The organism is Parabacteroides sp. TM07-1AC, assembly GCF_003480915.1.
Taxonomy (GTDB): domain Bacteria; phylum Bacteroidota; class Bacteroidia; order Bacteroidales; family Tannerellaceae; genus Parabacteroides; species Parabacteroides chongii.
The window spans coordinates 187,317-209,274 of record NZ_QUKD01000007.1 but is presented as its reverse complement, the minus strand read 5'-3'; the positions used below and the strand labels follow the sequence as shown (position 1 = coordinate 209,274).

The 21,958-nt window shown below is 43.8% G+C and carries 17 protein-coding genes; 7 read left to right on the top strand and 10 right to left on the bottom strand.

What is annotated here, in order from left to right; genetic code table 11:
* The first annotated feature begins 10 nt into the window (after positions 1-10).
* The 5 genes from folB to DXD68_RS15265 are packed head-to-tail and all read left to right on the top strand — an operon-like array spanning position 11 to position 4,505.
* Positions 11-373, top strand: coding sequence for a dihydroneopterin aldolase (folB, locus tag DXD68_RS15285; protein ID WP_122362408.1), 363 nt, complete (start codon positions 11-13; stop codon positions 371-373).
* Positions 374-429: 56 nt separating this feature from the next.
* Positions 430-1,866: a monomeric [FeFe] hydrogenase gene (locus DXD68_RS15280; protein ID WP_122362407.1), complete on the top strand. Its 1,437-nt coding sequence runs from the start codon at positions 430-432 to the stop codon at positions 1,864-1,866.
* A 6-nt stretch (positions 1,867-1,872) separates the two neighbouring features.
* Positions 1,873-3,114: a PNGase F N-terminal domain-containing protein gene (locus tag DXD68_RS15275; RefSeq protein WP_122362406.1), complete on the top strand. Its 1,242-nt coding sequence runs from the start codon at positions 1,873-1,875 to the stop codon at positions 3,112-3,114.
* 57 nt (positions 3,115-3,171) lie between these two features.
* The gene (locus DXD68_RS15270; RefSeq protein ID WP_010800468.1) at positions 3,172-3,816 is read left to right on the top strand and encodes a MarC family protein; all 645 of its coding nucleotides are present in this window, start codon (positions 3,172-3,174) and stop codon (positions 3,814-3,816) included.
* On the top strand, positions 3,816-4,505 hold the full coding sequence (locus DXD68_RS15265) for an HAD family hydrolase (protein ID WP_122362485.1): 690 nt from the start codon (positions 3,816-3,818) through the stop codon (positions 4,503-4,505). The genes DXD68_RS15270 and DXD68_RS15265 overlap by 1 nt, the downstream gene beginning before the upstream one ends.
* Before the next feature lie 7 nt (positions 4,506-4,512).
* Here the strand turns inward: DXD68_RS15265 and DXD68_RS15260 are convergent, their stop codons facing one another.
* Genes DXD68_RS15260 through mtaB form a run of 3 tightly spaced genes read right to left on the bottom strand, consistent with a single transcriptional unit; the run spans position 4,513 to position 7,751 of the window.
* Positions 4,513-5,541: a glycosyltransferase family 2 protein gene (locus DXD68_RS15260; protein WP_122362405.1), complete on the bottom strand. Its 1,029-nt coding sequence runs from the start codon at positions 5,539-5,541 to the stop codon at positions 4,513-4,515.
* Positions 5,534-6,421, bottom strand: coding sequence for a lysophospholipid acyltransferase family protein (locus DXD68_RS15255; RefSeq protein ID WP_122362404.1), 888 nt, complete (start codon positions 6,419-6,421; stop codon positions 5,534-5,536). Before DXD68_RS15255 ends, DXD68_RS15260 begins: the two co-directional genes overlap by 8 nt.
* Position 6,422: 1 nt before the next feature.
* Positions 6,423-7,751, bottom strand: coding sequence for a tRNA (N(6)-L-threonylcarbamoyladenosine(37)-C(2))-methylthiotransferase MtaB (gene mtaB, locus DXD68_RS15250; protein WP_122362403.1), 1,329 nt, complete (start codon positions 7,749-7,751; stop codon positions 6,423-6,425).
* 235 nt (positions 7,752-7,986) lie between these two features.
* Here mtaB and DXD68_RS15245 point away from each other — a divergent pair, with 235 nt between their 5' ends.
* Both DXD68_RS15245 and DXD68_RS15240 read left to right on the top strand, forming a co-directional pair.
* Positions 7,987-9,144: a 6-bladed beta-propeller gene (locus tag DXD68_RS15245; protein WP_122362402.1), complete on the top strand. Its 1,158-nt coding sequence runs from the start codon at positions 7,987-7,989 to the stop codon at positions 9,142-9,144.
* Positions 9,145-9,252: 108 nt separating this feature from the next.
* On the top strand, positions 9,253-10,917 hold the full coding sequence (locus DXD68_RS15240) for an AMP-binding protein (RefSeq protein ID WP_122362401.1): 1,665 nt from the start codon (positions 9,253-9,255) through the stop codon (positions 10,915-10,917).
* Between the two features lie 126 nt (positions 10,918-11,043).
* On the opposite strand, the gene DXD68_RS15235 is transcribed toward DXD68_RS15240, so the two are convergent.
* From DXD68_RS15235 to DXD68_RS15205, 7 genes are all read right to left on the bottom strand, one after another.
* Positions 11,044-12,753, bottom strand: a complete 1,710-nt coding sequence (locus DXD68_RS15235) for a RagB/SusD family nutrient uptake outer membrane protein (RefSeq protein ID WP_158585897.1) — start codon at positions 12,751-12,753, stop codon at positions 11,044-11,046.
* A 90-nt stretch (positions 12,754-12,843) separates the two neighbouring features.
* Positions 12,844-15,864 (bottom strand): SusC/RagA family TonB-linked outer membrane protein, encoded by a 3,021-nt coding sequence (locus DXD68_RS15230; RefSeq protein WP_122362399.1) that lies wholly within the window; start codon positions 15,862-15,864, stop codon positions 12,844-12,846.
* 73 nt (positions 15,865-15,937) lie between these two features.
* The gene (locus DXD68_RS15225) at positions 15,938-17,968 is read right to left on the bottom strand and encodes a glycoside hydrolase family 36 protein (protein ID WP_122362398.1); all 2,031 of its coding nucleotides are present in this window, start codon (positions 17,966-17,968) and stop codon (positions 15,938-15,940) included.
* A gap of 76 nt (positions 17,969-18,044) precedes the next feature.
* A complete protein-coding gene (locus DXD68_RS15220; protein ID WP_122362397.1) occupies positions 18,045-18,917 on the bottom strand; it encodes a DMT family transporter in 873 nt (290 codons plus the stop codon).
* Between the two features lie 13 nt (positions 18,918-18,930).
* Positions 18,931-20,019, bottom strand: coding sequence for an amidohydrolase family protein (locus DXD68_RS15215; protein WP_233577169.1), 1,089 nt, complete (start codon positions 20,017-20,019; stop codon positions 18,931-18,933).
* On the bottom strand, positions 20,016-21,104 hold the full coding sequence (locus DXD68_RS15210) for an amidohydrolase family protein (protein WP_158585896.1): 1,089 nt from the start codon (positions 21,102-21,104) through the stop codon (positions 20,016-20,018). Before DXD68_RS15210 ends, DXD68_RS15215 begins: the two co-directional genes overlap by 4 nt.
* Positions 21,105-21,132: 28 nt before the next feature.
* Positions 21,133-21,957: a ketose-bisphosphate aldolase gene (locus DXD68_RS15205; protein ID WP_122362394.1), complete on the bottom strand. Its 825-nt coding sequence runs from the start codon at positions 21,955-21,957 to the stop codon at positions 21,133-21,135.
* Position 21,958: the final 1 nt, after the last annotated feature.

The following is a 21,958-nucleotide window of genomic DNA, read 5'->3' as shown; positions in this document are numbered from 1 at the left end:
ATAACGAAAAATGACAGTACAAATAGAGCTGGAGGCCATGAATTTTTACGCTTACCATGGTGTCGCCCCACAGGAGACACGGGTTGGTAATACGTTCGTGGTGAACCTTGTTTTAACGGCACCTCTTGAAAAAGCGGTAGCCGACGATACCCTGGAAGATACGATAAATTATGCCGTTGTCTACGAGGTTGTTAAGAGAGAGATGGCAATTCCATCCAAGCTGATCGAACATGCTGCCGGACGTATCCTGGCGGCATTAAAGGAAACGTTCCCCCAACTTCTTATGATTGAACTGAAACTCTCCAAACTGAATCCCCCTTTTGGCGGAGATGTTTACAGTGCCTCTGTAATTCTTAGAGAGACCTACAGTTAGTTTTTGGAGAACTTTCTCTATCTTTGCATAATTAAAGCACAAATAAACAAAACACCATGGCATTTACCAACAACGTAATGATTGTGCGCCACGGATTGATGGCGAAGTTAGTGAAACTTTGGAAAGAGAATCGTCTCCTGGACGAGATTGACCGTTTGCCCATAGAATTAAGTCCCCGTAAATCGAAAGTGATAGGCCGTTGCTGTGTACATAAGGAGCGTGCTGTCTGGAAATACAAGACACTTCCTCTGCTGGGATTCGATATGCAGGATGAAATAGACGAACTGACTCCGTTGTCCGAGTATGCAAAACAGGCTCTGTTACGTCCGGAAAACAAGAAGGAAAACCTGATGTGCGTTGTCGATGAGGCATGTTCTTCCTGTGTACAGGTAAACTATGAAATTACAAACCTATGCCGTGGTTGTGTGGCACGTAGCTGTTATATGAACTGTCCGAAAGACGCCATCCAGTTCAAGAAGAACGGACAGGCGCGGATAGACCATGATACCTGTATCAGTTGCGGTAAATGTCATCAGAACTGTCCTTACCATGCCATCGTATATATTCCGATCCCTTGTGAAGAAGTTTGTCCGGTGAAGGCGATCAGTAAGGACGAATATGGCGTAGAGCATATCGACGAATCGAAATGTATCTATTGCGGTAAATGTGTGAATGCTTGTCCTTTCGGTGCCATCTTCGAGATATCGCAGGTGTTCGATGTCTTGCAGCGCCTGCGTAATAAGGAGCAGATGATCGCCATTGTAGCTCCTTCCATCCTGGCACAATTCAGTGCGCCGGTGGAAAATGTATATGGTGCGATCAAGGCGATGGGATTCACGGAGATTGTTGAAGTAGCCCAGGGAGCGATGGAAACGACCCGCCGGGAAGCAGAAGAGTTGAAGGAGAAACTGGAAGAAGGACAACCCTTTATGACGACCAGTTGCTGTCCTTCCTATGTGCAGTTGGCGGAGAAACATATTCCGGATCTGAAGAAATATATCTCTTCTACAGGTTCCCCCATGTATTATACCGCCCGCATCGTCAAAGAGAAATACCCCAATGCCCAGGTTGTCTTTATCGGTCCGTGCGTAGCCAAGCGTAAGGAGGTGAAGATGGACCCGGCAGTCGATTTCACACTGACATTCGAAGAGATTGGTTCTATTTTGGAAGGACTGGATATCAAGGTAGAAGAAGCAAAACCCTTCTCCGTTCTCTATAATTCTGTGCGTGAAGCGCATGGCTTTGCCCAGAGTGGCGGTGTTATCAATGCCGTAAAAGTGTATCTGAAAGAGGAACAGGTGAACGCCGTACAGGTAGCCAACCTGACGAAAAAGAATGTCGCTCTGCTTCGTGCCTATGCCAAAACAGGCAAAGCCCCGGCACAGTTTATCGAAGTCATGGCTTGCGAAGGCGGTTGTGTAACCGGTCCTTGCATTCATGCGGATAAGGTTGCGGGACAGAAACAGCTGATCAAAGAACTTACTAAATTCTAAACAACAATGACAAAGAAAATCTTATTCTCATTTTCATTGGCAGGTGCCCTGTTGCTGACGGCATGCGGGCACCGCGAACTACCGGCAATGGGTGACTATTCCGTGCAGGTATTCCATGACACGCCGGTGAAGTTCACACCGGATCAGTATGCCGGTTATAGTGAGCCGGGACCGGATAGTATCTATCATCTGGTAAACGGACGTATCATTCTGAAGAAGGTCACGTTGCCTGACTATAAGCGCAATGTTTCCGTCAACTTGAAAGTGACGATCGCATCCAACGGCGACCGTTGGGATAAGTCGGGTTCCTGCTTTATCCTGCCGAAAGAGTCAGCGATCAATTTGCTGAATATCGCCAAAGGAGAGAAACAATTTCCGGCTGTAGACAGTACGAAGCTGGAAAATATGATCGGTATCGTTTCCGGAGAAGATTATGAACCGACCGTCGAGCTGATGCGTTTCATGACTCCGTTCGGTGTAGGTCATTACAGCAGTGCGGACGACAGTCTGAGCAGCAAGCGTAAACCTGTTTATATCGACCAGTGGGCCGACAGCGTGAGCTGGGAGCAGAATATCACCGACCTGTATCCTTTGCTGGAAGGTGGCGCTTATGTCGGTGTTTTTATCGATACCTGGACGGCCGAGGGATATATTGCCAGCGTGACAATCGATGTGGACGAGTCGGATATCACTTGTGATGCTTTGACGAAGAGGCATGTAGAACCGTTAATGAATACGGTTTATTATATCGGCCAGTCTTATCCGGATATCTTTGCCCGTAAAGACGTCTCGACCGGTTTTACTATCCCGGAAGGTGCAAAGAACGTCCGCCTGAAATATATCGTAACTGGGCATGGCGGTCATAACGGTGGTGACGAGTTTGTCCAAAAGCAGAATGTTATCTCGGTAGATGGAGAGGAAGTTCTGAACTTCATCCCCTGGCGTAACGACTGTGCCTCTTTCCGCCGTTTTAATCCGGCGACAGGTGTTTGGCTGGAGAAACGTCTGGCTTCTTATATCGGTCCTAAAGGATATGCCGAAAAAGAGGTGGAAGAGCCGGTCGCTTCTTCCGATTTCTCCCGTTCCAACTGGTGTCCGGGTTCCGATGTCGTTCCCGAAGAAGTGGAACTGTCGGATATCCAACCGGGCGAACATACATTGACGGTCAGCATCCCCGAAGCTCAGGAGATAGACGGCAACAAGCTCAACCATTGGCTGGTTTCCGCTTATTTGGTGTGGGATGAATAAACATACGTAGGGCGGGCAAACCCCGCCCCTACATAAACCTATTAAATCATTGTTATTATGGATACCTTACTCCCTTTCGCCCTTTTGTGCTTCACCTCCTTTTTTACACTGACAAACCCGTTGGGCACTATGCCGGTCTTCCTGACCATGACGAACGGGATGAGTGACGACGAACGTAAAACCATCGTCCGCCGTGCCACGATCGTGTCGTTTATCACCCTGATGGTCTTTACCTTCTCCGGACAATTCCTCTTTAAATTCTTTGGTATTTCTACGAATGGTTTCCGTATTGCCGGAGGTATTATTATCTTTACCATCGGATTTGACATGCTTCAGGCACGTTATTCCAAGGCAAAACTCAAAGACGAGGAGGTGAAAACCTATGTAAACGATATCTCTATTACTCCGCTTGCCATCCCGATGCTTTGCGGTCCGGGCGCTATCGCCAACGGGATCATGCTGATGGAAGATGCGAATACATTGATAAAGAAGATACTGCTGGTCAGTGTGATCGCATCCGTCTACTTTATCACCTTCCTGATCCTCCGGGCATCCACCCGGCTGAATAAGTATATGGGAGAAACGGGCAACAACGTGATGATGCGTCTGATGGGCCTTATCCTGATGGTTATTGCCGTGGAATGCTTTGTAAGCGGTTTCAAACCCATAATGATCGATATACTGCAACAAGCTAATTTATGATTGAAGGAATACAGGTGATCGGCTTCGATGCCGACGACACGCTTTGGGTGAATGAAACTTATTTCCTGGAGACGGAGCAGAAACTCCGTCTTTTATTGGCTCCTTATGTGGATGGGGAAACTGTTTCGGCCGAACTTTTCAGGACGGAAAGCCGGAACATGCCTCTTTATGGTTATGGGGTGAAAGCTTATATCCTTTCTGTGCTGGAAACGGCGATCCGTATCACGGACGGGAAAGTCCCGGCAAACGTATTGGAGCAGATTCTTCTTTTGGGAAAAGAACAGCTGTCCAAACCGGTAGAACTTCTGGACGGAGTGGAGGAGACGTTGAATGCCCTTGTGGGCCGCTACCGCCTTATTGTGGTAACGAAAGGTGACCTGCTCGATCAGGAGCAAAAGTTACGCCGTTCGGGGATCGAACATCTTTTCCATCATGTAGAGATTATGAGTGACAAGACCGACAGGGAATATCGTCTGTTATTGAAACATCTCGACATACAACCCGAAGAGTTCTTGATGATAGGAAACTCTGTCCGTTCAGATATCCTTCCTCCGCTGGAACTGGGAAGCTATGCCATCCACGTACCTTATCAAACGACCTGGGCGCACGAAAAGGTAGATGAGCCCGTTGTCAGCCCTCGTTTTTTTACCGTCGATTCTTTATGGGATGTGATATCCTTGCTACCCTAAGCCTGGACTAAAGGTCGGTGAACTTCTTTTTCCCTTTCAGGTAGAAAGAGAGAATAAGGCTGTTGCGCATCAGTTCCGGGATAGTAGCTAGTGTTGTTTTAGCAAGGTTCTCTTTCCTTTTGACAACATAATCCGGCTTCATTTCGAAGAATGCTTTCCGGGCTTCATATACCGCTTTGGCATTCTGAATATGCCCGCATAGCAGGAATTTGGTGGCCGCAATATAATCCAGAAAGAAGCGCGCACGCATCACATGCTTCAGGTCTTTTTCGGAAAGATTCTTGTAAATCATCAGCAGGTTGTTTCGGAAATTGAGGAAGGTCTTCCGGGGACTTTCCACCTGTAAGGTAGCACCTCCAACATGATAAACAACCGATCCGGGCGTACATACCAGTCGATACCCGCGGGAACGCAGGCGCCAGCACATATCGATCTCTTCCTGATGGGCGAAGAAACCGGCATCCAGTCCGCCTACCTCCTTATAAATAGCTGTACGGATGAAAAGACAGGCACCCGTAGCCCAAAGGATATCGGCAGGTGTGTCGTATTGGCCATTATCTTTCTCTACAATATGCAGTACACGGCCCCGGCAGTAAGGATAGCCGTAAATGTCCATATAACCTCCGGCAGCTCCGGCATATTCGAAATATTCCTTATTACGCTGTGCCCTGATCTTTGGTTGAGCGGCTGCTATTGTCGGATCGGCTTCAAGAGTTGCCAGAGGGGCATCGAGCCAACTAGGCGTAACTTCGACATCACTGTTCAGTAGAACGGTGTATTCATTGTCTATCTGCTTGATTGCCTGATTGTATCCTTCGGCGAAGCCGTAATTCTTATCGAGCTGAATGATTCGTACGGACGGGAACTTTTCTTTCAGCATAACAATAGAGGCATCGGTAGAGCCATTGTCGGCAACGACTACTTCAGATAGTTCGGAAGGACTGTAATCGATGACGGACGGAAGGAATTTCTCCATCAGCTTGCAACCGTTCCAGTTCAATATAACAATAGCGACTTTTTTTGAATTACTATGCATCTTCTCGTTTGTATTTCCAACGTTTGTGAGTCCAGAGCCAATAAGCCGGATTACGAAGGATCATCTTCTCCGTCATGCGGGCATACGATTCGGTAATCTCGTTTTCGGCAGTTTGCTTGGCATGGGCTGTCATTAACTTCATTTCAACCGTGTAATATCCGCGCTTCACTTTTTGTACATCGAGGAAGATAACCGGCAGATCCAGTTTTCGTGCGATACGTTCGGCGCCGTTCAGCATCGGAGTGTCCTGGTTCAGGAAGTTTGTCCAGTAATGCAGGTTCGCCTTGCTTGGGGTCTGATCAGCAATGAAGATCACGATGTTCTTGTTGTTTTCGCGCTTCAATGCCATCATGTCGCGTACCGTGTCATTCTTTTTCATACCATACGAACCGAAGCGGGTGCGGAGAAAGATGAACAGGCGGTCGACTGCCTTATTGTTCAGGGGGCGGTAGATTTGCCATAGTCTGGATTCCGTATATACCAGGCTGGAGGCACTGAACCATTCCCAGTTTCCGTAATGTCCCATCAACATCATAACCGTATTTTGTCCTTCCGCCTGTAGCTTGGTTGCGACTTCGGGGTTCTTGATGTGGGCACGGCGTAACACTTCCTCCGGCGATATGTGCGCCAGTTTGATCGTCTCGACAATATAGTCGGAAAAGTGATGATAGAAGGCTTTCTCCAGCCTGCGAAGTTCTATTTTGGACTTTTCGGGAAAGGAGGCTTCCATATTGCGGCGGACTACCCTTATCCTGTAACGGATTACCCTATAGATAAGTACATACAGGATATCTGACAGTACATATAATACCGGCATGGGCAGGAAAGCATGAACTTTGGCCCATGAATAGATCAATCCGTATTGAATTTTATTCCACATATCAGCTGTTTGTTACTAATTCACAATTCAGTGCGGTACGGTCTTCATTCCAGCCGGTCAATGTTACCCGTCGGGTTTCGTTTACCAGCGAACTGTCGTAAGGTATCTCTACTTTGATATAATTTTCCGTGAAGCCATGCATCATGCCTCCTTTCCGGGTATGTTCGAACAGAACTTCCGCCTGACTGCCGGTATGGGCATCATAGAAAGCATGTAGTTTCCTGTCGGAAATGTCCAGCAGTTGCTGGCTGCGGGCATGTTTTACTTTCGGGTCTACCGAATGGGCGATCTTCAAAGCCTGTGTTCCCGGACGTTCCGAGTAACTGAACACATGCAGTTGACTGATGTCCAGGCTGTCGATAAAGCTGCGTGCCTCTTCGAACAACTCGTCCGTCTCTCCGCGGGTACCCACGATCACATCCACACCGATAAAGGCGTGCGGCATGATCTCCTTGATCTTCTCGATCTTATGGCGGAAAAGGGCCGTGTCATAACGGCGGCGCATCAGTTTCAGAACTTCATCGCTTCCGCTTTGCAGGGGAATATGGAAATGAGGGGCGAATCGTTTGCTGGAAGCGACGAAGTCGATCGCTTCATCTGTGATCAGGTTCGGTTCGATGGAAGAGATGCGGTAACGCACGATACCCTCCACTTCGTCGAGTGCACGGATCAGGTCGATGAATGTTTCACCGGTCGATTTACCGAAGTCACCGATGTTGACTCCCGTCAGTACAATCTCTTTACCTCCTTTGCGGGCTACTTCCTGTGCCTGTTCCACCATGCTGGCGATAGTACCGTTGCGGCTCCGTCCGCGAGCAAAGGGAATGGTACAGTAAGAACAGAAGTAATCACATCCGTCCTGCACCTTCAGGAAATGGCGTGTACGATCGTCTGCCGAGCAGGAAGGGGAGAATGTGCGTATATCTTTCGTTTGTGAGGCGATTACTGCACCGCCTTCTTCTTTTTTCTTCAGGTCGTCCAGATACATTAATATATCCAGTTTCTGTTCGGCACCGAGAACCAGGTCGACACCTTCTATATGAGAAACCTCTTCCGGCTTGAGCTGTGCGTAACAACCCGTTACAACGATAAAGGCTCCCGGATGTTGTTTACTGATCCGGCGGATGGCCTGGCGGCATTTCTTGTCGGCAAGCTCTGTCACGGAACAGGTATTAACAACACAGATGTCTGCTTTCTCACCCGTACGGACTTTGCGTACCCCCTGTTCGGCAAGGACCTTTCCTATCGTGGAGGTCTCTGCGAAGTTGAGCTTGCAGCCCAGGGTATAATAAGCAGCTATTTTATTTTCAAATACGGTTTTGTCTATCATTGCGATTGAATTATCGCGCAAATTTAGCGAAAATATTCGGATAAAGTTTCTTGCGTGAGGAGTGAGAGACTTCTTTATGATGTGATGAGGTAAGTCTAACAATAAAGATTGTTAAAGGTTGCGAGTGAAACAGGGATTAAGTTGTTTGTTTTTCGAATAGTACGTACATTTCGTACGAAATATCCGTATAAGTGTAAAGGTGTTCGTAGTATTTTATTATAACAAACAGAAAGAAATGAAAAAGTTAAATGCAAGTCTGGTAATGATTCTCTTTTCAATGGCAGGATTCACAGGATGCCAGCAGTCCGGTAGCCAACATGACGATCTTATCACAGTGGATGTCAGCGCCAGTTATCCCGAGAAGGAACTGGTTCTACAGGATTTTATGGATGTGGAATATGTTCCGTTGGAAACAAATGACGAATTTATTACGCAGGGCATTGTGGAAGCTATCGGTAAGAAGGTCATAGTAGTAAGGAATATGCGGGACGGGAATATTTTCGTTTATGACAGGGCGACCGGGAAAGGGATAAAGAAGATAAACCGCTTTGGACAAGGTGCCGAGGAATATTCAGGGATTAACTCTATTATATTGGATGAAGATAACAGTGAAATGTTTGTCTCTGACTATCCCGCACGAAAAATATCGGTGTATGACCTGTCCGGAAATTATAAGAGAAGTTTCAAGTATGCAGATACCGGCTATTATGACGATATCTTCAATTATGATCGTGATCATTTGATTTGTTACAAGAAATATTCGACACCGAAAGAAGATGAACAGGCATGCCATTTGCTTGTTTCCAAGCAAGACGGAAGTGTCACCCGTGAAATCCGAATTCCTTTTAAAGCGTATAAGACACCGGTCATTACGAAAGATGATATGACGGTTGTGCCTGAGTTTCACTTGATGTTCCCCAATCAGAATAATTGGATACTTGTGAACACCTCGTCCGATACGTTGTACAACTATTTGGCTGATGGCAATATGTATCCTATCATTGTGCGGACTCCCTCCATCAATACCATGGAAACCGAAGTCTTTCTTTTCCCGACCGTTATTACCGATCGTTATTATTTTATGCGGGCTATGAAGAAAGAACTTGACTTCAAAACGTTTAGAGGATTCCCTGGTACCGATTTGTTCTATGACAAACAGGAAAAGACTCTCTCTCAGTTTACCATGTATAATGGTGATTATTCAAATAAGAGATCGATTTCATTCCTTTTTAAACCCCGCAACTCCGAAATTGCAATCAGCCAGTCTTTGCAGGCTCCTGACCTCGTCGAGGCTTATGAGAAAGGACAGCTGAAAGGCAAACTGAAAGAAATTGCAGCGGGTTTGGATGAGGAAGCCAATCCGGTGATTATGTTGGCAAAGTACAAAAAATAAGAATATAAACCGGCAGATGAATGTAGCGGTTAAGGGTTAAACTCTCCCTATCTGTTGTGTATCTGCCGGATAGTCTGTATTTTTGCACGAAATTTAAGCATCTGTGCTATGATACAAGAGAACTTCATTAAGATATACGAAAACAGTTTCAAGGAAAACTGGTCGTTACCCGCCTTAACAGATTACAGCAAGAATGTCACTTTTACATTTGAAGATGTTGCGAAGGAGATTGCACGCATCCATATTCTGTTTGAGGAATGTCAGATACGTCGGGGGGATAAGATTGCCCTGATCGGAAAAGACAGTGCCCGCTGGTGTATTGTCTATATGGCGGCTGTAACCTATGGTGCGATCATAGTGCCGATCCTGCAGGATTTTAATCCGAATGACGTGCATCATATTATCAACCATTCCGAGTCGGTATTCCTGTTTGTCAGCGACCGTATCTGGGATTCGTTGGAAGAAGATAAGATCGAAGAGATACGCGGTGTATTCTCTCTTTCCGATTTCCGTTGCCTGCATCAGCGTGACGGGGAAAGTATTCAGAAGCTGATGAAGTCGATGGATGAAAAGATGGCAGAGAAATATCCGAACGGATTTTCCAAGAACGATATTAAATATGCGGAACTGGATAACGATAAGGTTGTCCTGCTGAACTATACTTCCGGTACGACCGGTTTCAGTAAAGGCGTTATGCTGACCGGCAACAACCTGGCCGGTAATGTTACTTATGCAAAGACGCTGGATCTTTTGTTCCGTGGCGACCGCGAATTGTGTTTCCTGCCGTTGGCGCATGCTTATAGCTGTGCGTTCAACTTCCTGGTACCGATGGCTGTCGGTGCACATGTATATATGTTAGGGAAAGTTCCTTCTCCGAAGATTTTGCTGAAAGCATTCGAAGAGGTGAAGCCGAACCTGATCCTGACCGTTCCGCTGATTTTGGAAAAGATCTATAAGAAAATGATTCTTCCTCAGTTGAGTAAGACGACGATGAAGCTGGCTTTGAATATCCCTTTGCTGGATTCCCGTATCTATGCACAGATCCGTAAACATCTGGTGGATGCTATGGGTGGCCGTTTCCGTGAAGTGATTGTTGGTGGAGCTGCCATGAACCAGGAAGTAAGTGATTTTCTGTATAAGATCAAGTTCCCGTTTACGATCGGTTACGGTATGACGGAATGCGGACCGCTGATCAGCTATGACAATAATCGCGAATATGTACCAGGTTCTTGCGGGCAGATACTGAAAGGTATTATGGAGGTACGTATCGATTCTGATGATCCGTATAATAAGGTAGGGGAGATTCAGGTTCGTGGTGAGAACGTCATGAAAGGCTATTATAAGAATGAAGAAGCGACTAAAAATGTTTTTACCGAAGATGGCTGGCTTCATACCGGCGACCTGGGAACGATCGACCACGATAATCGTATCTTTATCCGTGGCCGTAGTAAGACAATGATCCTAGGAGCAAGCGGACAAAATATTTATCCGGAAGAGATCGAATCGAAGATAAACAACCTGCCTTTTGTCATGGAAAGTATCGTTATCGAGAAAAACGGTAAGTTGGTGGCTTTGGTTTATCCTGATTATGATACGGTGGACGGAACCGGTATTTCTCATACCGATCTGCCGGTCATTATGGAACAGAACCGGATTGAGTTGAACAAGCAGCTGGCTTCCTATGAAGTGGTATCTGAAATACAGTTATACCCGACCGAGTTTGAGAAGACTCCGAAGAAAAGTATTAAAAGATATTTATACAGTAACTATTGATAAATATTCAGGATAATTGCATCTAATATATTCGTTTGGATTTTATAGAAAAGAGAGTATGCTTAAAAGTTCTTATTGATATAAATTTTTAAGATACTCTCTTTTTTATGTATTTACCTCTCAGTATTATCTGGGATTAGGTAAGACACCGGGATTGATCAGTGTCTCGTCTCCGGATATCTGATGTGGTATTCGTAAGTCGCTTGGCTGGATAACCTCCCAGGGATGTGTACCGGCGTAACGACGATCCATCGGTTTATTATTACGGAAAAGATCTTTCCAGCGGAACCCCTCATAAGCTAGTTCAAGGCGACGCTCGTCAAGAACCACATCCAATATATTCGTATATCCCCGAACCGTCATATTACTGGTTGTCATTAATTGCCCGCCGGAAAGACCGGCACGGCTACGAATTGCATTCACGTCAGCTAATGCAGCTGTGGAATTGTTCAATTTTGCATAAGCTTCTGCTCGGTTTAATATCACTTCTCCCCATCTGATCATTGGATAAGAACATAACATGGCGTCACCATCCTGATATGAGAACTTCGTGTTGAATATTTTTCTGTAGCTCATACGATTATTGGTTACAGGGGTAATCGTTACATTAATCTTATTCCCATTGTATGTGAAGAAATATTTGGGATAAGTATTTATTATTTCTTCCTCAATATATATTTTAGCACTAGTGTTAGTGAAATAATCATCAGGGACAGGATTGTTTAAACCGGGATTATTACTGAAGATAATATATTTTCCCTTGGCATCTTCTGCGAGATAACGATATTGAGACCCATAATACCAACTAGTGGGATTTGGAACCGGCCAATTGGCCATCCATTTGACGTTTTCACCATTGAAAGTAACTCCAGGAGTTGGGATCGGCTGGAAAAGATGGAAGTCTTTCCAACGTATATCATCGTCTGCATATCGGTTGAATAATTCGTACATAGGATCAGACGGGTAAATCTCACCCCAACCGGCACCACTTACCGGATCATTGAGATACATGGAGGCTACAGAACTGTTCCCTTGAGTTTCGTTGGCAAGATATCCAATGCACCAAAGTGTTTCCCGTGAGGTTTGTGTCCGTGTGAAGTAAGTGGCAAGATCAGGATCGAGAACGTCTTCCGGAGTTTTACCATTTAGCATTTCATTTACGATATTTACAACATCCTGATTTCGGCCCATATAGAGATATAATCTGGATAAAAGACCTTGAGCAGAACCTTTCCATGCGTAACTTGTATTGTCTGAACGACGATAATTACCCATTAGTTGAATTGCCTTATTAAGATCTTTTTCGATTTGGGCATAAACTTCTCTAATAGATGCTCTTGTAATTTCACCGGTTATAGGTTCTTCTGTACGAAGTACGACTGCGGGATTGTCTGCGCCTTGGGAATATGGACGAGCAAACAGGTCGCAAAGATTCATATATACTAGGGCGCGTAGAAAATAGTTTTCTCCAAGAATATGATCATTTTTTTCGGACAGTCCTTCTGTTCCTATTCTAATATTTGTATTTAAAATATTCAGTATAGAATAAGAAGAGTACCACATATAACGACATGTCGCTTCAGTATTCTGATCCGTATATTCATATGATTTCATAAAAGGGTCGGTGGTAACTCCGGCGATAAAAACGTTGTCACCACGGAATTCGTTCATTTGAAACCAATTTCTTGCATAAACGTCTCTACTGGATGAACCGCCGGCCATTCCCGAACGATTTGTTTTGAACCATCTGTAAGCACCTATAGTAGCATATTCGATACCTGTCGGATCATTCGCCAATTGGTCTGAAGTCATAGTTGACTCAGGAGTCAAATCCATATCCACACAAGATGACAAGGATATGCCTAAAATAGTGGTTGCTAGTATTAAAAATTTATTTTTCATGATAAATGATCATTTTAGTTTATATTAGAAATTTAATTCAACACCGAGTGAAAAGGTACGGTTAGACGGGTATATATAGTTAATAGAACCTGCGACATCGGAAATACCACTTGCTGTAAGATCTGTTTCCGGATCAGGACCTGAGAATTTGCTGAATGTTAGTAGATTATCACCACTGAGAAATACTCTGGCATTTTTGATATACAACTTGCTTAATACCTTTTCCGGTATATTGTACCCAATATTGATGTTACGTATACGTAAATAACTTCCATTTTCCAGGAAACGGGATGAGGGGTTTGTGGAATTTTTGTTACCTCCATAAACCGGTAGCGGGTGAGTGGCAATATCTCCGGTTTTTTCCCATCTGCTCCATCCTAAACCATTATCTAATGACATCTGATTATATTGGGCTTGACGACCGTCGTTATCCATGGAAGCGCGTGCTCCGTTATAAATCTTATTTCCATATACGAATAAAATGTTCATACCGAAAGTGAAGCCTTTATAAGATAAGTTATTTAGTAAACCTCCTGAAAATTTAGGAGTAGGAGAAGAGCCCAGCCAATCAATTTTAGCTTTTGAATAGTCATTGGTCACGCCTCCATCTTCTGCAGTCCAAAGGGGATCTCCGTTAGCTGGGTCTACTCCACGCCATTCCGGCATATACCAACCATATAATTCGTGTCCTTCTTCCAATCGTTGCCGTGCAGCGTCTGCCGCACCGACCATGATAGGTGTACCGGGTTTTCCTGGTTCACCTCCGGGTAATTTTTCCACTCGGTTTTTATTGAACCCGATATTGAATGAGCTTGTCCACTTTAGGTTTTTATTTTCAATATTTGTGCTGGTTAATTGAACTTCAATACCCTTGTTGCAGATCTTTCCTATATTTCTTAAGTAGCTGTAAAAACCAGTGCTGGGAGCTTCTGGAGCACTAAACAGAAGATCCGAATTGAGGTTTCTGTAAAGATCGATGCTACCTTCAAGCCAGTTGAAAAGTTTAAAATCTATACCTCCTGATGTCATTAAACATTTTTCCCATCCAAGGTCTGGGTTTGCAAGGCTCAAGGGTTGAGCTCCCGGATTACCTAGATAAGTAACACCTGAAAATGTGTAAGCGTCCATATAGGCAAAATCACCAATATCGGCATTACCTGTTAAACCAAAACTTCCGCGAATTTTGAGGAATGTCAAAATTTTGTTCCCTTTTAGAAATTTTTCGTTGGAGGCTAGCCATCCGACACTCATGGATGGAAAGAAACCGACACGATTATTGGGGGCAAAACGACTGCTTGCATCTGCACGAAATGATGCTGTTGCGATGTATTTGTCGGAATAAGAGTAGTTTAACTGTGCAAAGGCAGACCAGGTTGCTCTCGGAGTTGCATAACCTCCTGTTGCACGCATAGTGGTTGCCGCACCAGCAGATACAATTTCCATTCCTATTGGTTGTTGATCGGCAGTTGCTCCAAATCTATAATCCCCTTTGTCTTCACTGAACTCATATCCTACAAGACCTCCCAAATCATGGTTTCCTATGCGATGTGAAGCTTTGAGGAGCGTTGTGTTTTTATAACCACCTAGCGGATAGGAGGAGTTATCTTCTATGTGACTTCCTTGAGTGATACCGTTCCAAGTCTGGCTGGCATCTCGTGAATCATAATAAACTTTTTCCCAACGTTGTGCCCGTTCTAAACGTACGGTATTGGTCGCTGTTAACCATGGGAAAATATGCCAATTAAGCACAAGATCAAGGTTCATACGCGTGCCGCCTTCCTTGTTATAATTATATTGATAACCATGCCAGGGATTCTGGCGGTTCGCATAAAACCATCTTTGGTCTGCTGTCGGTATCCCTGCAATATTGACAGGATCGCCGTTTTCGTCAAATGGGTTATCCCAGGGAATACCGCGATAAGCCATTTCACTGAATGTGTTTGACCAAAGGTTGTTTTTTTTGTTTTCACGCATGTTCATGCGAACGCTTAGATCAAGAGTACTGGAAAGTTGTGCGTTGAAATTTAAACGTATGTTGCTTCGTTTATAGGATGTACCGGGCATTGTCCCTTTTTGATTGTAATGATTGAGACTGACCATATACGAGGTGTTTTTTGTTCCACCTGTAACTGAGGCATAGTAATCCTGGGCATTACCTGTTTTGAATGTGTTACCTAACCAATCATAATTCCGTTGTTTGAGAGTTTGTGGAAAGTCTGCTTCGAAATTAGGTATCCCCCATGATTCCCATAGATTGTAGAGTTCTTCTCCATCCATGGGCTTGAATCTGCCGAAAAGAGCTTGAGTAAGGGCAGCATTCACTCTTACTGTTATTTTGGGTGTCTGATTCCGTTTTCCTTGTTTGGTCGTAATTACGATAACACCGTTTGCTCCTTCTGCTCCATAGATGGCAGTAGAACCGACATCTTTTAAGACTGTTACTGTTTCTACGTCGTTGGGATCGTAGGTACCCCCCGGGATACCGTCGACTACGAATAAGGGACTTTTCCCCGCGGTAATAGTTCCCACACCGCGAATAACTAAATTGGCCTCCGAACCAGGGGCACCACTGCTGTTGGTTACCATCAATCCTGAGACTTTGCCTTGAAGCATTGAGCCGAAGTCTGATGTAACGTTGTCAGTTATGGCTTCGCTGTTCAATGTGGTTGCCGAACTTGTCATTATAGCCTTTCTTACGCTTGTATATCCGATAACGACAACTTCATCCAGAACTTCACTGGACCCCATGACTACATCGATTGTAGTCCTGTCTCCTACGATTTCTTCGACTGTAGTGTATCCGACATATGAAAAGACTAATGTCGCATCAGAAGGTACATCACTGAGTGTGTATCCTCCGTCAATATCTGTAACTGTTCCAGAAGAGGTTCCTTTAATTAAAATATTAACTCCGGGTAAGGTTTCGTTTCCATCGGACGAAGTTACCTTTCCTGTTACAGTTTTCTGGGCAAATGCAGTTCCGATTGTAAGGACAAGAATTCCTATACAAATTAAATGCACTTTTCTGAATAATTGTAGATCCATGGTATTAAATTTAGATGGTTTATAAATAAAGTAAATAATTGATTCTCGGATTTTATGATAAGGATGTATTGTATCAATATACTTCTATCAGGTAGTTTCTAGTGAAATTGGGGGTTATCACAGGATTTTCTCCGTCAATTTCGTAAGTTTTCTTTTCATCGGAAGTATATTCGCAAACGGTATATTTACGTTTTTCCAAACCACGTAATTCGATAGGCTCGCCATTCCATTGATCGGCATAAAATGCGTAATACATTTTCCCATCTTTATTAATTACATGGGTTTCCGGCTTATCATATGCAATATCATACAGGTTGATATAGTTTCCTGTAGAGATCATTTTGTCATTATAAATACTTACCCATTTTTTGTAAAACTTTTCTTTTTCTGGTGTCAGAACGTAACTTTTATGAACATTGGGGTTATCTTTGGGATAAGTAAATTTTGAACCGATAACACCTCCGATTCCGATCTGGGTACCAAAATCATCTCCATTGTCACTCAATTCGACATGATCGGCATAGTATGCCAGTTTATCAGAAATCGCTCTATAGGTCTTTGCTTTATGCCGTATTTGCCAACTGGATGTAGGATCTGATGATACTGCCTGATTCATAAATGGAATCATAAAGTAGTTGATTGCACAACCACACGGACAAAATTGTACGACTGCATTGGGTTTGTATGCTCGTGCTTTTTCGTAAATGTTTTGGAAATATGTAGGCATTAGCTCAGACGATTGTTCCGGATATTCCAGTTTGCTGGTGCGATTGTAATCCGGTAAACAACAATTCATGTGCTGTCCATCGAGTTTAAGACCGTCAAAGTTCCATGTAACAATAAAACGTTCTAACAGATTGTTTGTATATTTCTCCGTTATAGGATTAATAGGAGATAAATAATAACTATCCCACCATGTGATATATTGTGGAGATCCCCATTGGGTTTTAAGTTTTATTCCCGGGTTTTCTTGTAAAACCTTTGTTCCCGGGTCTGCCGCTAAGGGAGCCCACCATAATTTGGCTTTCATTCCATACTGATGTATTGCATCGGTAATTCGACGCATGTCTTTGTCACCTCCTGGGAAACGAGAATTTGTTTCCCAGTCTCCTTCTGCTATCTGAAATCCGTCATCTACATCAACCCATTTGAATCCTAATTCCTTAACTTTAGGAAGAGTCCCGATTATTTCCTCAATAGTAAATGTGCGTTCATATCCCCATGCGCACCAAACTGCTTCATAAGCTTCAGGTTCGGGCTTGGGAAAGACTATGCCTTGAGTTTCCATATAACGGGAAAAACGATCCAGAGGTTCGTAAAAATCTCCGGTGTGAATGCCGATAAATGAATTGTAAGTCTGTAGGGTATCACCAGTAGCAAGTATTTCACGTCCTTCTTTTGATTCGTAAGTTAACGCAATAGATGCATGATTATCATGAGTGAGCCATTGGACAGGCATTGATATCATTTTCAATGTTTTCTCAGTCAATCCTGTTACGATACCACCATCACGACGCCAGAGATCGATCATTGGTATACCACCTCCGTAATCAGAATCGTTCATTCCCAGGAAATTTTTTTTGTAATATCCGGGTTTTACTTCTAGAATCCAATCCATTCGACGACTGGTGGATGTCGGTTGGAATGACCAAACGGATGTATCGGCTACATCTATATGTAATTCATTCATTTTCCAGCCATTTACAGTAATATCTTTACTCCCTCTGTTTATGTAATAGGTTTCGATCAGGAGTATTTTTTCTAAATTTTCCGGAATAGTTATTTTTTGATGTTTTTCGATACAAAAGCCATCTTTGTTATAAGTTCCTGTTAATGAATAGCCGGACGTATTTCCTTCTTTAAATTCTGATACATTTGTTAATTTAAAGAGTGAGGCTGTAAACTCTGCGGCTATTAAAGCATCTGATTCGATGAATTTATTATGAAAAGATGAGGTCGAATTATTGAGAGATGTTAACCTGGCTCTCATCATCTCATCTATCTCCAGTTGCAAGTCGCCGTTTTTTATTATTACGCCTTTACTACAACCTGTACATAGCACTATTAATAATAAAAGCGATATAATGCTTCGTTGTTCTTTCATGATTTATTCTTTTTAATTTGTTTGCTTTATCTCTGTTTGTTCTCTTAAATACATCACCGGAGGACTAAAAAGCGCTTTATTCTATCGACATAGTAATCATCGCTAAAACAGCTAGCCCCATGCCAATCTGTGTGACGATATCCGGAACCACCGCATATATGATAAGTGACAATACCATGGTAAATAAAGGAGCCAAGCCTTCCATTGGAGAAACTAGAATGGCTTTTCCATATCGATAAGCATAAACTAGTGTTAACGCACCAATGGCATTGAGTAACTGGATTAAAAAACTTTTTATCGCCCATTCCCAACTGAGGTTGATCCCTTCTGCTTGCCAATTGGTCATATAATAAGCGACAGGAATTAGGCATATAGCGGTGAGGGCCATATAGACGAAGATACTTTCGGCCTGCATTTCGGTCTTATTCGCGAATTTCATTGTAAATCCCTGAATACCCCACATGATAAAGATCAATAAGGCAAAAAACAGCCATAGATAACCGGTTATGTGACTATCGGACTTCTCACCCTGCAACGAAAGGAAAAGAATTGCACAGAGTGCTGCTGCAATACCGAATAATTGTATACGGCCCGCTCGTTCTTTTAAGAAAACCATCGAAAGCGTGATCGTCACTACAGGAGCCATGGATATAAAAGGAAAGACAATATAAGCAGGGCCGAAACGGAGTGCCTCGAAAAGAAGTAATTGCCCACCCGCACCGAGGAAACCGATCATACAGCCGAGTAGAATTGACCGGGCATTAAAATCGAATTTCCATTTAGCTATACAAAGGGCACCAATGGCGCATGGGATCATGGCCAAAGCCCAGGCAATATAGGTAAAAGTGGCAGGAAATCCCACTTTTTCAGGAATTTCGCTGAATGCTCCCCAGATACCCCATGTTATCATTGTGATACAGATGAATAACAACCATTTACGATTCTTCATATTATTAAAACTCTTACTGTTGTTTTCGTTTTAATAGTTTAACCGCATTCTCCCAATAGATCTTTTTCAAGACATCGTCGGGCAGATAAAATCCACTCAAAGGCCAGTAATAGCTGTTTCCAGGGCGGATGATGTGTTCATCAGCCGTTTCCAGTATCCGATAGACGGAGCGATACATGTTTACGCTCATTCCGTTGTCGGTACCGAACAGGATCCGGTCGGCATATTTCAGGATAAATATGCGGGTTGCTCGCGGAGTGGCTGCCGATTCCGATACACGGGCCGCTAGATCGACATACAGGTTGGGATATTTATCGAGCAGTGCACTGAGGCGCGACAGATCGTGACTCATATTGAGATAATGGCAGGCAATAAAAGTCGTTTTCGGATTTGCTGCTACGGCACGTTCAAAACTTTGCATCAGTCCTTCGTATCCTAATTCTACCTGAGTCGTATCTACTTTCCACCGTGAAGCGTTCATTAAGCCGTCATTCGTTTTGTCGATTGGTAAGTACATCCAAATCGGATCAGCCATATGAATGCTGATTGGCATACCGAGCTCTCCACATTTTTCGAGCAAAGGTTTCAGCCGCGGATGGTCCAGATGAACGCCCTTCCCTTTTGTCGGAAAGGCATAAAGGTCGCCATCACCTTTGTCACCCATTTCTCCGATTCCGACAGCTCCCATACGATGGTTTCTTTCCAGTGCTTGTATAGCTCTTTTTTCCCAATCCGGTTCATCAAAACCTGTATAATCGAAACTGCACCATAATGCAAAGCGATCTTTGTAATCGCTATATTTTTCGACCAATACCTCGAATGCTTCCCCCTTGCTGTTATTGAGGATACTTGTAACTTGAACTCCCGCAGCATCCATGGATTTTACCCATTCCGCAACTTCTTTTTTATCTTTCGCATAATTGTGCGAATGCGCATCGAATACTGGATACTTGGCCTTTTGAGGAAAGGTTGCAGGAATATTGAATACGGAAACCGGTTTGTAGTCTTTCAACAACAAATGTTCCACATCCTGACCCGATATTTGGTTCAGGGACCCCCCTAATAGGGCACAGATAAATAACTTAATTGAAAGCATTCTCATAATGATTTAATTTTAAAAAGTTTTTCAGCATTACTTCTGTAAATTTTCTTCAGTACATCGTCGGGCAGCCCGAAACCACTCAACGGCCAGTAATGGCTGTTGCCGGGAGTGATGATATGTTCGTCGTTACTTTCCAGTATTCGAAATACTGATCGATACATCTGTGCACGTCGGCCGTTATCCGTACCGAAAAGAATGCGGTCGGCATATCGGATAATGAATTCGCGCGTGGCACGAGGGGTTGCTGCCGATTCCGATACACGGGCCGAAATATCGAGGTAGAGATTGGGGTACTGGTCGAGTAGTCGTCCCAAACGTGGCAGATCATGATTCATATTCAGGTAATGACAGGCGATAAAGGTTGTTTTCGGGTTTGCTTTCAATGCATTTTCGAAATGTAACATTAAGCCGTCATATCCCAAGCAATTTGTTTTAGTAGTATCGATCCGCCAATTGGCAGAGTTCATTAATCCGTCGTTGTTTGCATCTATCGGCAGGTACATCCATATCGGTTCGCCCACATGAATATTGACTGGCATACCAAGGCTGGCGCATTTTTCAAGCAATGGCTTCAATCGTGGATGGTCTATATGAATACCTCGCCCTTCTACAGGATAGCCATAAAGGTCGCCCTCTCCTTTATCTCCCATTTCTCCTACGCCGATCACTCCTAGTTTATGGTAGTGTACTAGTGAAGCTATTGCTCTTTTTTCCCAACCCGGCTCATCGAATCCTGTATAATCTAAACTACACCAAAAGCCGAAACGATCCGGATAATCACGATATCGTTCCATAAAAACATCGATCGGTTCACCTATCCAGTTGCAACTCATAATATGAGTAAATGCGATGCCTACCGAATCCATGGTATTGACCCATTCATCTACCTCTTCCTTACTCTTGGCATAATCATGCGAATGGGCATCTATCACCGGATATCGGGCTCTCTTTACTTCTACCTGTGGTATGCGGAATGCAGAAACCGGACGGTAATCTTTCAGTAGCAGGTTCTCCACATTCTGTGCCCTTACTACCCCCTGGTGCACTATAATCAGCAGGTAAAAAATCCAAATAGTTTTATTCATAAAAAATCTGTATTTCATTTCTTGTTAATTATCGAAGGTTTACCATTTCGTATTTCTTTTTCAACATTTCGACTACCGGTGCTACTGCTGCAGGAAATACTTTACGTAAATCTATTTCCTGACTGTCCGGTAAAATTCGCTTGAGTGCTTGCATGAAAAGGTCTTTTATTTCGGTAGCCAGGTTTACTTTGCATATTCCGTGACGAATAGCCTCTCTTACCTGTACAGAAGGGATGCCGGAACTTCCGTGTAAAACAAGTGGAACTTCTGTCGCCTCACGGATTTCGGCTAATCTGTCGATTGCAAGCTGTGGTGTTTCTTTATAAAATCCATGCGCTGAACCAATCGCAATCGCCAGTGCATCAACTTTTGTAAGTGCTGCAAATTTCCGGGCCTCTTCGGGGATAGTGAAGCCACCTTGTCGCGGTTGCCCGAGTTTAGCAATATACCCCAGTTCCGCCTCTACATTTGCACCATACGGCTGGGCCATTGCCACTACAGTCTTGGTAAGGGCTACATTTTCATCGAAATCTTTTTCACTGGCATCGATCATCACAGAATCGAATCCGGCATCAAGACATCTTTTTATAAAGGGAACGGAATTGGCATGGTCCAAATGTAACCATCCTTGCAAACCGAAATCGGCAAGTCCCTGGCGTCCCATCGTAACAGCCATCTCAAGTCCCATGTAGTCGATCGAGCTTTTAGTAAGTTGTAAAATAACAACCGACTGCATTTGGGATGCCGCTTGCAGAATAGCCCACAATGTTTCGTAATTATAGAAATTGGTAGCCAAAACAGCTGATCGGTTTTGCCGGCATGTTTTCAGTGTTTCCTGTATGCTGCTTTTCATG

Coding starts and splice junctions, on each gene's coding strand:
- DXD68_RS15225 (WP_122362398.1), bottom strand. CDS start 17,968: ATGAAAGAACAACGAAGCATTATATCGCTTTTATTATTAATAGTGCTA.
- folB (WP_122362408.1), top strand. CDS start 11: ATGACAGTACAAATAGAGCTGGAGGCCATGAATTTTTACGCTTACCAT.
- DXD68_RS15205 (WP_122362394.1), bottom strand. CDS start 21,957: ATGAAAAGCAGCATACAGGAAACACTGAAAACATGCCGGCAAAACCGA.
- DXD68_RS15255 (WP_122362404.1), bottom strand. CDS start 6,421: ATGTGGAATAAAATTCAATACGGATTGATCTATTCATGGGCCAAAGTT.
- DXD68_RS15245 (WP_122362402.1), top strand. CDS start 7,987: ATGAAAAAGTTAAATGCAAGTCTGGTAATGATTCTCTTTTCAATGGCA.
- DXD68_RS15275 (WP_122362406.1), top strand. CDS start 1,873: ATGACAAAGAAAATCTTATTCTCATTTTCATTGGCAGGTGCCCTGTTG.
- mtaB (WP_122362403.1), bottom strand. CDS start 7,751: ATGATAGACAAAACCGTATTTGAAAATAAAATAGCTGCTTATTATACC.
- DXD68_RS15230 (WP_122362399.1), bottom strand. CDS start 15,864: ATGGATCTACAATTATTCAGAAAAGTGCATTTAATTTGTATAGGAATT.
- DXD68_RS15240 (WP_122362401.1), top strand. CDS start 9,253: ATGATACAAGAGAACTTCATTAAGATATACGAAAACAGTTTCAAGGAA.
- DXD68_RS15280 (WP_122362407.1), top strand. CDS start 430: ATGGCATTTACCAACAACGTAATGATTGTGCGCCACGGATTGATGGCG.
- DXD68_RS15215 (WP_233577169.1), bottom strand. CDS start 20,019: ATGAGAATGCTTTCAATTAAGTTATTTATCTGTGCCCTATTAGGGGGG.
- DXD68_RS15270 (WP_010800468.1), top strand. CDS start 3,172: ATGGATACCTTACTCCCTTTCGCCCTTTTGTGCTTCACCTCCTTTTTT.
- DXD68_RS15210 (WP_158585896.1), bottom strand. CDS start 21,104: ATGAATAAAACTATTTGGATTTTTTACCTGCTGATTATAGTGCACCAG.
- DXD68_RS15235 (WP_158585897.1), bottom strand. CDS start 12,753: ATGGATTTGACTCCTGAGTCAACTATGACTTCAGACCAATTGGCGAAT.
- DXD68_RS15220 (WP_122362397.1), bottom strand. CDS start 18,917: ATGAAGAATCGTAAATGGTTGTTATTCATCTGTATCACAATGATAACA.
- DXD68_RS15260 (WP_122362405.1), bottom strand. CDS start 5,541: ATGCATAGTAATTCAAAAAAAGTCGCTATTGTTATATTGAACTGGAAC.